Source organism: Corallococcus macrosporus, from assembly GCF_017302985.1.
Classification (GTDB): domain Bacteria; phylum Myxococcota; class Myxococcia; order Myxococcales; family Myxococcaceae; genus Corallococcus; species Corallococcus macrosporus_A.
On sequence record NZ_JAFIMU010000004.1, the window covers coordinates 413,507 to 427,830 of the forward strand.

Genomic DNA, 14,324 nt, shown 5'->3' on the forward strand with positions numbered 1-14,324 from the left:
TCACGTGGCTCAGGAGAATGGAAGCGGTGGATCGCGTCCGGGTGGACGCGGTCCGAACGGGGGCGCGCCGGGCCAGGGGCCCCGTCGTGACGGACCGGGAGGCTTCGGCGGTCGTGGCGGTCCTGGTGGTCCTGGCGGCGGCCGGGGTGAAGGGCGCGGCCGAGGTGAAGGCCGTGGCCGTGATCGCGACGCGGGCCCTGTCGGCCCGGGCCAGCGCGTCATCGCCGAGCTGAGCGTCCTGGAGAAGGCGCTCTCCAAGAACGACTTCGGGGCGGAGAAGGGTCCGCTGGAGGCCATCGTCCGCTCGCTGCGGCCCATGAACCTCAAGTCGCTGGACGACCTGGACCTCAACACGCGTGGCCGCCTCATCACCACGCTCCTGCGCGTCCAGCGTCAGCCGAAGCCGGCCCTGCCGGAAGCGGGCGCTGAGGGCGCGGCACCGGAGGCTGGCGCCTCCACGGAAGCCGCTCCCGCCGAGGCTCCGGCCGCGGAAGGCGCGGCCGAGGGTGCCACGCCGGCCGAAGGGGGCGCGCCCGCCGAGGCGGCTCCCGCGGCTCCGGCCGTGGATCCCGCCAAGGAGAAGCACGCGGCCTGGGTGGACGTGATGGCGCTGGTGGGCCGTGTCTGGCGGGCCGCGGGTGACGCGGACCGTTCGCAGGCGGCCTTCGCGCTGAGCGGCCGCGAGCCGACGCCGGAGCCCGCGGCCCCGGCCCGTGAGGAGCGCGCCGAGCGTCCTCCGCGCGGTGACCGTCCGGAGCGTGGCGAGCGCGGCGAGCGTCCGCCCCGTGGGGACCGTCCTCCGCGCGGCGAGCGTCCGGAGCGCGGCGCGGCCGGTGAGCGGCGCGAGCGTCCGCCCCGGGGCGAGCGTCCGGAGCGTGGCGAGCGTCCTCCGCGCGGTGAGCGCCCCGAGCGCGCGCCGATGCCGGAGCTGACGGGCGACTGGAAGGAGCAGGCGACCCAGCTGGAAGGCATGGGCCGCACGCGCGACGCCGCGCGCCTGCACGAGCGCAACAACAGCTTCGCGGACGCCACCCGCCTGTTCGAGGCGGGCGGTGACCTGAAGAGCGCGCTGCGCACGGCGCTGTCCGGCCAGGACAACGACGCGGCCCGCCGCCTCGTGGGCACGCTGCCCGCGGATCAGATCGGCCCGACGCTGGAGAAGGCGGGCGCGTACGAGCTGCTCATGGAGCACTACGTCGCCAAGGCCGACTTCGAGAACGTCGCCCGCCTGTACGAGCGCGCGCGGCAGTTCGACCAGGCGGCCCTCGCGTACGAGCGCGCGAACAAGCTGACCCTGGCGCGCAAGGCGTACGAGCGCGCCCGCGACATGGCCAGCGCCAACCGCATCCGGGGCATGGAGGTGAAGGCCCTGGTGGAGCGCGGCGACCGGCTGGGCGCGGCGACCCTGCTGGTGGCGGTGGGCCAGCGGCGCGAGGCGGTGGAGGTGCTGAGCCCCCTGCCTCCTCCGAAGGCGTTCCACTTCATGCAGCGGCTCACCCTGGAGGACGAGGCCAAGGAACTCGCGCAGCGCGAGCTGGCCCGCGCCGAACAGGAGCAGAAGCCGGCCGGCCGCGCCCGGTGGCTGGAGCTCCTGGGTGACACGGCCGCCGCCGCGGAGACGTGGACGCAGGCGGGCCGCAAGGACAAGGCGCTGCCCCTCTACGAGAAGCTCGGTGGGGAACACCTGCCCCGCGCCGCGCAGATCGCGGAGGAGCTGCAGCAGCGTGACAAGGCCATCGCCCTGTACACGCAGCTCAACGACACCGCGGGCGTGGAGCGCGCGAAGGCCCTCCCCGAGGCCCCCGCGACGCCTCCCGCCGGCAGCACGCCGGACGCCGGTGACGACGCGGATTCCGCGGCGTCTCCGGCGGAAAATGCTTCCTCGGCTGGCGAGCAAGAAAGCCAATAATTCCCGTCGGTTGACGGGTTTTGCATGATTGCCCGGGGGCGCCCGTGGCCGGTACACTCCGGCCGCTGGCGCCCTCGTTTCATTCCCCCTTTGGCCAACGAGCATCATGGAACAGCCTTCCGCCCCTGCGCGTCCCACGCTGCGTGTGACCGACGACCGCTCCTTCGTTGAAACCGAAGCGGCCCTGGAGAAGACGGGTCGTGTCGAGGAGCTGATCCGCCTGTACGAAGGGCGCTCGCGGGACGTTCCCACGGAGGAGGCAGCGCGCCTCTTGTGCCGCGCGGCGGAGCTGGCCCACGAGCGTCAGCGCAACGTGTCGCGCGCGGAGGACCTGCTCAAGCGCGCGCTGCTCGTCGCGAAGGACCCGATGCCCGCGCTGCGCGGGCTCAAGCGGCTGCATGAGATCCGCCAGGATTCGTCGTCGCTGGTGGACGTGCTGGAGCGGCTGGGCGCCGCGACGCAGGGCGAGGAGAGCGCGGCCCACTACCTAAAGGCCGCGGACCTCTACGAGCAGAAGCTCTTCCGGCGCGACCGCGCGGTGCTGTGCCTGCAGCGCGCCGCGCGGGTGAAGCCGGACCGCGCGACGTTCCGGCGCGTGCGCCAGCTGCTGCTCTCCGAGGAGCGCTTCCAGCCCGCCTTCGAGGCGCTGCAGCGTGAGCGCGCCGCGATGGGCGACGCGGGCATGGCGGAGGAGTACGCCGCGCTCGCGGAGCGGCTGGTGGACGACCCCACCGAGCACGTGCTGGCGCAGCAGGTGCTGGACGTGGCGCGGGAGCTGGATCCGCAGAACGCGCGCGCGGACAAGGCCGCCCGCGCGATGCAGCGCTTCGAGCAGGTGTGGCGCGACAAGGTGCGCATGCTGCGCGGCATGTCGCTGGAGGAGCGCGACCGCAAGAGCGCCGCGCGCCTGTCGCTGCTCGTGGCGAAGCTGTTCGCCTGGTACGACCCTGGCTCCGCCGCCAAGGTGAAGGAGGCGCTGGACCGCTGCTTCCTCCTGTGGCCGGGCATGCCGGAAGCGCTGACGCTCATCGAGCGGATGGCGGGGCGCGCGGGCGACTACGGCCCGGCCATCACCCAGCTTGAGGCGATGGCGGGCGAGGCGCGCGACCGCACGGCGCAGGTGGACCTGTGGCTGCGCGTGGGCACGCTCAAGCTGGGCCGGATGAACGACGCGGCCGGTGCGCTGGCCGCCTTCGAGAAGGCCGTGGCGGCGGATGCGTCGCGCGCGGACGCGGCCAGCCTGGCCGCGGAGCTGATGCTGGGCCAGGAGCGGTACGCGGACGCGGTGGCCACGCTGGAGCGCTACCTGGGCACGGTGAAGGACCGCGCGCAGCAGGCCAGCCTGCGCCTGCGCCTGGCGGACCTGTGCATGCAGCAGCTGAAGGACGCGGACGCGGCGCGCGCGCACCTGGAGGCGGCGCTCAAGCTGGAGCCCACCAACGCGCTCGCGGCCTTCCAGCTGTCCCGCCTGCTGGCGGAGGACGAGAAGCTGGATGAAGTCCTGCCGCTGCTGGAGCTGGCCATGCTCGCCCCGCGTCCGCGCGCGGAGCGCGTGGCGTTCTGCGAAGCGCTTGCGCTGATGTTCGAGGAGCAGGAGAACGCGCGCGGCGCCTTCGAGGTGCTGGCGCGCGCGCTGGAGCTGGAGCCGGGCCGGCCGCTGCTGCTCAACACGGTGGTGGAGCACGCGGAGAAGGCCAACGCGCAGCCGGCGCTGGCCCATGCGCTGTTGCGCGCGGCGCAGGGGGCGACGCCTCCGGCCGTGGCGGTGGCGCTGTGGCGGCACCTGGCGCAGCTGCTCCAGGGCCCGCTGGCGGACCCCGTGAGGGCGGAGGCCGCGTGGCGCGAGGTGCTCTCACGCGTGCCGGGTGACTCCGTGGCGAGCGAGGCGGTGAAGTCGCTGCAGGCGGCCGCGGCGCTGGCGGATGATCCGAAGACGCGGCTGGAGACGGACATCGCGCGTCGCGAGGCCTCCGGTGCCTCGCCCGTGGAGCTGGAGCCGTTCGTGCGCCAGTGGGTGCAGCTGGCGCCCGAGGACACCCAGGCGGTGCAGCGGCTCCAGGCGCTGTGCGTGGCGCTGTCGAAGTTCGACGAGGCGGCGACGCTGGCGGGGAAGCTGGCGCAGCTCTCGGAGTCCCAGCTCGAGCGCAACGAGTGGACCGCGCGGCAGGCGAAGCTGTACGCGGAGCGGCTCAACCGTCAGGAGGACGCGGCGGACCTGTTCCTCGCGCTGCTGGCGGAGAACGTGTCCACGGGCGTGGTGGTGGGCGGTCTGGAGCGGCTGGCGGCCGGAGGCGTGCGCACGGCGGCGCTGACGGAGGCCCTGGCGAACCACTACGGCCGCACGGGTGACCACCAGCGGCAGGTGGCGGCGCTCCAGCAGCAGCTGGACTCCACGACGGACGCGGCCACGCGCAAGCGGCTGCTGACGGTGCTGGCCAGCATCCACGAGAAGCAGCTCGCGGACAGCCGCGCCGCCTTCGACACGCGGCTGCGCATGGTGCGCGAGGAGCCGAAGGACGAGGCGGGACGCGCGGAGACGGCGCGTCTGGCGCGCGACCTGTCCGCGCACGCGGAGCTGGGCCGGGTGCTGCGCACGCTCGCCACGGAGTCCGAGGACCCCATCCTCGCGGTGCAGCTGCTCTCCGAGGCGTCGGTGCTGGCGGAGGAGGGCGGCATGGCGGCGGAGGCCATCACGGCGCTGGAGGCCGCGCTGTCGCGCTCGCCCGAGTCGCCGCAGGTGCTCCAGCGCCTCGTGCGCCTGTACGGGCGCGCGGGCCGCTCCGCGGACGCGGAGACGCTGCTGCGCAAGCGCATCCACGCCACGCGCGGGCCGGAGCGGTTGGAGCTGCTCCTGCGGCTCGTGGACCTGAACGTGGAGCTGGGCCGTCCGCAGCAGGCGGCCGAAGCGCTCCAGGCCGCCATCACGCACGGCGGCGAGGAAGGCCGGCACCTGCCGCGCCTCGCGGAGCTCTACGAGAAGGCCGGCATGCAGCGCGAGCTGGGGGACACCCTGGCGCGGATGATCGGCCTGGCGGAGACGGCCGGTGACGCCGACCACGTGTCGCGGCTGAAGCTGCGCCGCGCGCAGTTGCTGCAGGGCTCGCAGGACGGCAGCGCGGAGGCGGTGCAGAGCTACGCGGACCTCCTGCGGCAGCGTCCGTCGGATCCGGACGCGCTCTCGGCGCTGGAAGCGATGCTGGCCTCGGGCCCGTCGCGCGAGGCGGCGGCGCGCGCGCTGATCCCCGCGTACGAGCGCACGAAGGAACACCGCAAGCTCGTGGCGACGCTGGACGTGCTCGCGGAAGTGGCCCGCGACGACACCGGCCGCGTGCAGGCGCTGCGCCACGCGGCGCAGGTCCACCTGGCGCACCTGCGGCAGCCGGAGCTGGCGTTCGCGTCGCTCGCGCGCGCGATGCGTCTGGCCCCCGCTGACGGTGGGCTCCGGGCCGCCGCGCGTCAGGCGGCGGAGGACGCGGACTCGCTCGACAGCTTCGCGGAGATCCTCTCCGAGCTGACGGAAGAGGGCGACGTGGGCCCCGCGCGCGGAGCGCTGCTGCGCGAGCTGGCGGAGGTGCAGGAGAAGAAGCTCGACGACCGGCCGGGAGCGGTGAAGGCCCTGCGCGCGTTGCTGGAGCTGGAGCCGGGCAACATCGACAGCCTGCGGGCGCTGCAGCGCCTGCACCGCGCGGGTGAGGAGTGGGCGGCGCTGGCGGAGGTGCTGGAGAAGCTGGCGGCGGCCATCCAGGAGCCGGCGGATCAGCTCGTGTGCCTGCGTGAGGCCGCGCTGCTGCACGAGGCGAAGCTCACGGACAAGGAGAGCGCGGCGTCCGCGTGGCGCGCCATCGCGGAGCGCGATCCGGCGCAGCGCGAGGCCGCCACCGCGTTGGACCGCCTCTACACGGACCTCAACCGTCCCAAGGACCTGGCGTGGACGCTGGCGCTGCGGCGCAACCAGGAGGGCCAGAGCCCGCAGGGGCGTGAGGTGTCCTTCCGCCTGGCGGAGCTGCTGCGCACGGTGCTGGACGACGCCAACGCGGCGCTCGGCCTCTACAAGCGCATCCTCACCGAGGACCCCGGCCACCCTGGCGCACGGGCCGCGCTGGAGGCCTGGGTGAAGGCGGCGGTGCCCACGAGCGGCGCGGCGCTGGAGGTGCTGGACAAGGTGCTCGCGCAGGTGGGCGACCATGCCCGCCGCGTGGCGCTGCGCGAGACGCGGATGGAGTCCGCGCTCACGGTGGAGAAGATCATCCTCGCCGGGGAGATCCGCCGCATCTACGAGCGCGACATGCAGCAGCCGTCGCTCGCGTTCATGGCGGCGGTGAAGGCGTTCGCCAACGACCTGGACCGCGAGGGCGTGCGTCCGGACCTGGAGCGGCTGGCCCGCGAGACGGGCAGCCACGAGGTGCTGGCGGAGATCTACGAGAGCGCCGCCGTGGACCTCACCGCCGGGGATCCGGCGATGCTGGACCTGCTGCGCCGCGCGGCGGAGCTGCGTGAGGGCCTGGATCAGCCCGAGGAGGCCACGCGCCTCTGGAAGAACCTGCTGGCGGACGCGCCGCAGGACCGTCAGGCGCTGGAGGCGCTGTCCCGGCTCTACGAGAAGGGCCAGAACGCCAAGAGCCTGTCGGAGGTCTACGCCCGCCAGGCGCAGCTCTCCACCGACCCGGAGGCGCGGCTGGGGCTCTTGCTCAAGGCCGGCGAGGCCTACGCGAGCGCGGGCGAGGACGCGAAGGCCATCGAGGTGCTGCGCTCCGCGCTGGCGATCCGCAAGGTGCCGGAAGGGCTGCTCGCGCTCGACAAGCTGTACGCCAAGACGCGCCACTTCGTGGAGCAGGCGGACGTGCTGGATCAGCTCGCGGAGCTCGCGCCGGACGAGCCCGGCCGCCGCGCGTACCTGCTGCGCCGCGCGCAGTTGCTGGAGAAGGAGGTTGGCCCCACCGAGGCGCTGCCGGTGTACCGCCGGCTGCTGGAGCTGTCGCCGGGCGATGGCCAGGTGGTGGCGGGCCTGGAGCGCCTGCTCGCGCACGACGGTCCCCGCCTGGAGGCGGCGCGGCTGCTGGAGCCCGTCTACCGCGGCCTCAACGACACGCGGAAGCTGGTGGACGTGCTGGAGGTGCTGCTGCCGGGCGTTCCGCCGGAGCAGCGCCTGGAGCGGCTGCAGGAGATCGCCGTCCTGCGCGAGGGCCTGGGCCAGACGTCGCTGGCCTTCGTCGCGCGCCTGCGCGCGTTCAACGAGCTGCCCGCGGAAGCCGGCGTGCGCGACGAGCTGGAACGGCTCGCGGCGGACTCGGGCTCCTTCGAGGAGGTGGCGGCGGCCTACGAGGACCAACTGGAGCGCGACCCCGCGGAGCCCCTGGCGGGCGACCTGTGGCGGCGCCTGGCGGCCATCTACGACAACCGCCTGAAGCGCTACGACCTGGCAGTGCGCGCGCTGGAGCAGGTGAGCCGGCGCGACCCGATGAACAAGCCGGTGCTGGAGGCCATCGCCCGCGTGCACCGCCGCACGGGCGCGCACCGCGAGCTGGCGCTCGTCATGCGCCGGCAGGTGGCCGCGGAGACGAATGCGTCCTCGCAGATCAACCTGCTCTTCGAGCTGGCGCACCTGGCCGAGGAGACGCTGGCGGACAAGTCGCTGGCGGCGCAGGCGTACCGCGAGGTGCTGGATCGCCGGCCGGAGAACGCCAACGCGCTGAAGCTGCTGGGCCGCGTGCTCGCGGACATGGAGCGCTGGGCGGAGCTCGCGCAGCACGTCGAGCGTGAGATCCAGATGGCGGACGCGCGCGATGCGCAGGAAGAGGCGTCCGACCTCCGCGTGCGCCTGGGCCGGCTGAAGGTGTCCCGCCTGGATGATCCGCGCGGCGCGCTGGAGCTGTACAAGCTGGTGCTCGCGCGGCGCGCGGGCCACCCGGGCGCGGTGGGCGCGCTGGAGGAACTGGCGCGTTCGGAGAGCCCGCTGCGTGGCGCGGCGGCGAGCGCCCTGGAGCCCATCTTCGCGTCCGTGGGCAACCACCTGAAGCAGGTGGAGATGCTGGAGTCGCGCGCCTCCGCGGAGGCCGTGCCGCAGGAGCGGGCCGCGCTCTTGCGTCGCATCGCGGAGATCTACGCAAGCTCGCTGGAGAACGCGGAGATGGCGTTCCTCACCGCCACGCGCGCGCTGCGCGAGCTGCCAGAGGACCCGCGCTCGCTGGAGCTGTGCGTCGCGCTGGTGGACAAGGCGGAGGCTCCGGAGGAGCTGTGCTCGGTGCTGGCGGAGGTGGCCCCCAAGGCCAGCGACGCGGCCCGCGCGGAGCTGTACCGTGCGCTCGCCCGCATGCAGGTGGACCTGGGTGAGCCTGCGGAGGCGCTCCAGTCGTGGAAGCGCGTGCTGGAGCTCAAGCCCACGGACAACGAGGCGCTGGACGGCACCGCGCGGCTCGTCGCCTCGCAGGGCCGTCCCACGGAGCTGCTGGAGGTGCTGCGCCGTCAGCTCGCGCTGTCGGAGGAGCCGGCGCGTCGCGCGGCGGTGCTCCACCAGATTGGCGTGCTGCAGGAGGAGCAGCTCAAGGACGCGCTGGGCGCACTGGCCACGTTCCGGCGGCTGCTGGAGCTGCAGCCGGACGACGCGGTCGCGCTCGCGCGGATGGATGCGCTCTGCCAGAAGCAGGAGCGCTGGCCGGAGCTCGCGGACGTCCTCGCGCGGCGCATCGCGCTGATGCCGCCGGAGGAGGGGCTGGAGCTGAAGTTCCGCCTCGCGACGGTGCGCGAGTCCAAGCTGCTGGACAAGGCGGGCGCGCTGTCGCTGTACGGCGAGGTGCTGTCCGTGCAGCCCAACCATCCGGGCGCGGTGGGCCGCATGGAAGCCATCGTGGCGCGCGAGCCGCAGAACCTGCTCGCGGTGGAGACGCTGCTGCGCGCCTTCCGCGCGAGCGGTGACGTCACGCGGCTGGCGCAGTTGATTGAAACCCGCGTGGGCGTGTCGCCGGACGCCGTCGAGCGCAAGCAGCTGCTCGGCGAGCTGGCCACGCTGCGCGAGACGCAGGGCGAGGGCGAGCTGGCCTTCCTCGCGCTCTACCGCGGCTTCAAGGAGGACCCGAACGACAGCGAGGTCCGCCGCCGCCTGGAGAACGCCACCGACGTCGCGGGCAGCTACGACGAACTCGTGGTGCTCTACGAGGAGGCCCTGCCGCGCATCGCCGAGGCCGCCGACGCGGCCCAGGTGTGCCTCAAGCTGGGACAGGTGCTGGAGACGCGCCTGCGCGATCCGGACCGCGCGGTATCCTACTTCGAGCGTGCGCGCACGCTGCACGCGTCCGTACAGCAGGCGTCGCTCGTCGCGCTGGACCGCCTCTACCTGCACCTGGAGGCGTGGCCGGAGCTGGCCGGCGTGCTGGAGGCGCTGGCCACCGGCGCGGCGACGCCGGCGGACAAGATCGGCTTCCTCTTCCGCCTGGGGCAGCTCTACCAGGAGCGGATGGACAGCCCGGACCGCGCCGCGAGCGCCTACGAGGCCATCCTCGCGCTGGAGCCGGAGCACCTCGCCTCGGCGCGCCTCCTGGAGGGCATCTACGAGGGCGCGGGCGCGTCCGAGAAGCTCTACGCCATCCTGAAGCTCCAGGCGGACAAGGTCTCCGGCAGCGAGCGGGACCGCGTCCTGGGCAAGATGGCGCAGGTGTCGGCGGAAGGCCTGTCGGACCTGGGCCGCTCCATCGACCTGTACCGCGAGCTGCTGGCGAAGAACCCGCGCAACGAGCAGGTCTTCTCCGCGCTGGAGTCGCTGTACGAGCGCGCGGGCCGTCCTCAGGAACTGCGCGAGCTGCTCGAGGGCCGCCTGGCCATCACGCTGGATCCGCGTGAGGTGGTGCGCCTCAACGAGCGGCTGGGCCGCGTCGTGTACCGCCTGCTCAAGCAGCCGGAAGCGGCGGTGCCGTACTTCAAGGCCGCGCTGGACCGCGACGCACGCCACCGCGGCGTGCTGGACACGCTGCGCGAGCTGTACGACGAGACGGGCCAGCGCGAGGAACTGGTCGGCGTGCTGCGCCGCCTCATCCCGCTGCAGGAAAGCAGCGACGGCGTGAAGGCGCTGCGTCTGCGCATGGCGGAAGTGCTCGCGGGCATGGGCCGGCGCGAAGAGTCGCTGGACGCGGCCCGCCGCGCGCTGGAGGTGGAGCCCCACGCCGTCTCCGACCTGGAGCGCGTCTACGCGCTGTCCGTGTCGCTGCGCGCGTGGAACGACGCCGTGCGCGCCCTGGAGCTCAAGGTCCAGGTGCACCTGGCGGCCGAAGAGCGCGACCCGGCCGTGGCCGCGTACTTCGCCGTCGCGGAGCTGTGGGAAGGGCAGGGCGGCAAGCCGGAGCTGTCCGCCGGTGCGCTGGAGAAGGTGCTGGAGCTCGACCCCGCCAACCGCACCGCCTACGAGCGCGTGTGCACGCTGTATCGCACGCACAACGACTGGCGCGCGTACGCCACGGTGATGGACCGCTACATGCCCCACCTCGTCACCGACGAGGAGAAGATGGCGGCGCTGCGGGAGATCGCCCGGGTACAGGAAGAGCGTCTGGGCCAGAAGGACGTGGCCTTCCTGGCGCTCTGCCGCGCGCTGCAGTTGGACGCGGCCGAGGACGCGCTGCGCGAAGAGGTGGAGCGCCTCGCGGACGAGACGGGCAGCCACGAGGAACTGGCGGCGGTCTACGAGGAGGTCGCGGACGAGCTGCCCCGTGGCCCGCTCGCGGAGCGCATCTATGCCACGCTCGCGCGCATCCACGACTCGCGGCTGGATGATCCGCAGGCCGCGGAGGCCGCGTTCCGGAAGATTCTGGAGTTCGACCCCACCAACGCCACCGCGCTGGACGGGCTGGCGGCGGTCTTCCAGCGGCGCGGCCGCGACCGCGAGTACGTCGTCGCGCTGGAGCAGAAGCTGGAGGCGGCGGGCTCCATCGAGGCGCGCAAGGGCATCCTCAAGGAGATCGCCCGCGTCTGGGACGAGACGCTGGACGACCCGACCGAAGCGGCCAGCGCCCTGTTGCGCGCGCTGGAGCTGGAGCCGGACCTGGAGACGCTCGGCGTCCTCACGAACCTCTACCGCCGCGGGAACGCGTTCCGCGACGTGGCCACCACGCTGCTCCGGGCCCGCGACCTCGCGGCGTCCAACGAGGAGCGCGCGCGCATCCAGGTGGAGGTGGCGACCGTCTACGAGCGCGACCTCAAGGACGACGAGTCCGCGGTCTCCGCGTTCCGCATGGCGCTGGAGTTCGACCCCTACAACCGCGAGGCGCTGGAGTCGCTGGAGCGGCTGCACACGCGGTTGGATCAGCCGGCGGACCTGCTCGCCATCTACGAGCGGATGCTGGAGCTGTCCCAGGACTACCGCGAGAAGGTCCGCGTCCTCTTCCGCAGCGCGACCATCTGGGAGGACACGTACCAGAACCCCGCCAACGCGGACGCGTGCGTGGAGGGCGTGCTCTCCATCGACCCGCAGAACGTGCCGGCCATTAAGTCCCTCATCCGCCTGCGCCGCGCGCAGTCCCGGTGGGAGGACCTCATCCTCGCGTACGAGCGGCAGCTCGCGCTCGCCACCAGCCCGCAGGAGCAGGCGGAGCTGTACGTGGAGATCGGCAACGTCCAGTACCAGAACCTCAAGGCCGTGGACCGCGCGGTGAACAGCTACCACGCGGCGCTCGCCACGGACCCCGAGTCCCGTCCCGCGCTGCACGCCCTGGGCAAGCTCTACGAGCGCAGCGGCAACTGGCCCTTCGCGCTGGAGATGCTGCAGAAGGAAGCGCAGGTCGTGGGCAGCGACCCGGCGGCGGTGGAGCTGTGGCACCGCCTGGGGAAGATCAACGAGGACATGCTCGCGGACATGGCGAGCGCGCGGACCGCGTACCAGCAGGCACTGGCCATCGACCCGGGCCACCTGCCCACCATCCGAGCCCTCAAGGGCATCCAGGAGCAGGAGCAGGACTGGAGCGGCTACGAGCAGACGCTGCTGCAGGAGGCGCAGCAGACGGATGATCCGGCCGCCAAGGGCAAGGCCCTGCTGGACGTCGCGCGCTACCACGCGGAGACGCGCGAGGACCGCGAGACGGCGACGCCCTACTGGGAGGAGACGCTCAAGCACATCCCGGACAGCCTGGAGGCGGCGCGCCCGCTGGCGGACGTCTACATCGCGCGCGAGGACTGGGCGTCCGCGGAGCGGATGCTGGACATCGTCACGCGCAAGATGGCGGAGAAGGCCATGGCGGAGAAGGACGCCGCCATCGCGCAGGACCTCTGCCGCCAGCTCTACCGGCTGGGCTACGTGACGGAGAAGCTGGGCCGCCGCGACAAGGCCCTGTCCTCGTACGAGAAGGCCTACGGCCTGGACGCCACGTACCTGCCCGCGCTCGAGGGCTACGGCAACCTGCTGGTGCAGGCGAAGCGGTACGAGGACGCGCTCAAGGTCTTCCAGACCATCCTCATCCACCACCGCGAGGAGCTGACGGACCTGGAGGTCGTGGAGGTCTACTGGCAGTTGGGTGACGTGCACGCCGCCCTCGGCCAGACGGACCGCGCGCAGAACCACTTCGAGAAGGCGCTCGCCATCGACCCGCAGCACGAGCAGACGCTGCGCGCGCTGATCACGCTGATGGACAAGGCGGGCAACTACGACAAGTCCGCGGAGCTGCGCCAGGAGCTCGTCAACAGCCTGGAGGGCGAGGCCAAGGTCAAGGTCTACCTGGAGCTGGGCCGCATCGCGCGCGACGAACTGCACGACCCGTACATGGCCATCGACGCGTTCACCGGCGCCCTCAAGGCGCAGCCGGACGCGCCGGAGGTGATGGACGCGCTCTACCGCCTGCTGCGTGAGACGCGTCAGGGCCAGAAGGCCGCGGACGTGCTGGGCCGCATGCTGGCGCTGCCCGCGCTCGCCCTGGAGCCGCACAAGGCCAAGCGCGTGTGGTTCGCGCTCGGAGAGATCCGCCGCGACGAGCTGAAGGACGTGGAGGGCGCGGCACAGGCCTTCAACGCCGCGCTCGACCTGGACCACCGCTTCGTGGAGGCCTTCAGCGCGCTGGAGGCGATGCTCGGTGGCGCGCGCCAGTGGAAGACGCTGGAGGAGAACTACACGCGCATGCTCGCGCGTCTGCCCAAGACGCCGGACACGCACCCGGCGCGCATGACGCTGTGGCGCGCGCTGGGCGACCTGTACCTCCAGGTGCTCAAGCACCCGGAGGGCGCAGTGGCCGCCTACGGCGTCGCGGCGAAGGGCCTGCCGGACGACGCGTCCATCCAGGAGACGTTCGCGGAAGTCGCCGGCCAGATGCCGGGCCGCGAGGAAGAGGCCATCGTGGCGCTGCGCCGCGCGCTGCCGAACACGGAGAACCCGCGCAAGGTGGTGGGCCACCTGGTGCGGCTGTCCGCGGTGCGCAAGGACTACGACGCCGCGTGGCTCGCCGCGCAGGCGGTGTCGGGCCTCCTGGGCGAGGCGGGCGAGGACGAGCAGGAGATCCTCACCAAGCTGGGGCCCTACGCGAAGAAGAAGGAGCTGGCGCAGCGTCCGCTGACGGACCGGCTGTGGCAGACCGCGCTCTTCCACCCGAAGGTGCGCGGACCGCTGTCGGAGCTCTTGGGCCTGCTCTTCGAGAAGGCCGGCCACCTGTACGCGGTGCCCTTCCCGCAGTACCAGCTGGTGCCCAAGCGCCACCGCATCGACGTGGCGACCGCGCAGGAGTACCACGTCAACCACTACCGCTACGTCGCGCGGCTCTTCGGCATGGAGGCGGTGGAGCTGTACTCGCCCTTCCTCGTGGCCACGCGCGAGCGGCTGGCGAAGCGCTCCAACGAGCCGGCCCCCGAGCCGCTCGTGAACGTGGACCTGCTCCAGACGCATCCCGCGTGCGTGCGTGTGGGCGGCAAGTACTTCGCGGAGCAGGGCCAGAAGGAGGTGTACTACCTCCTGGGCCGGACGCTGGCCCTCGCCCGCGCGGAGCTGGCGTTCAGCCAGCGCGTGGCGCCCGAGCGGCTGGAGGCCGTGGTGCAGGCGGCGCTCAGCCTGGTGGTGGGCAACGTGCGCTACACGGTGGATCCGCGGCTGGTGGACGTGGAGCGGCAGCTGCTCCAGAAGAGCCTGAGCGAGCCGGACCGGGCCGCCCTGGCGAAGGTCGCGAGGGCCTACCTGCCCACGGCGACGCCGCAGGATGTGCGCACGTGGCTGGAGGGCGCGGAGCTCACCGCGTCGCGCGCGGGCCTCTTCGCCGCGGGCGAGCTGGAGCCCGTGCGTCGCATGGTGCAGGGCGAGACGGGATCCGCGTTCCGCGTCGCCCCGCGCACCAAGCTGCGGGAGTTGCTGGTGTTCGCGACCTCCGAGGACCTGCACGAGCTGCGTGTGGCCGTTGGCACACACGTGGAAGTCCAGGTGCGAAAGTAGGGCCCTCAGACCTCAGCGAGGGTTCACGCGTTG

General features: G+C 72.9%; 2 protein-coding genes. Both read left to right on the top strand.

The window, feature by feature from the left end; all coding sequences use genetic code 11:
• Positions 1 to 4: 4 nt before the first annotated feature.
• A complete protein-coding gene (locus tag JYK02_RS07160; RefSeq protein WP_207050121.1) occupies positions 5 to 1,909 on the top strand; it encodes a DEAD/DEAH box helicase in 1,905 nt (634 codons plus the stop codon).
• Between the two features lie 106 nt (positions 1,910 to 2,015).
• On the top strand, positions 2,016 to 14,291 hold the full coding sequence (locus JYK02_RS07165; RefSeq protein WP_207050130.1) for a tetratricopeptide repeat protein: 12,276 nt from the start codon (positions 2,016 to 2,018) through the stop codon (positions 14,289 to 14,291).
• Positions 14,292 to 14,324: the final 33 nt, after the last annotated feature.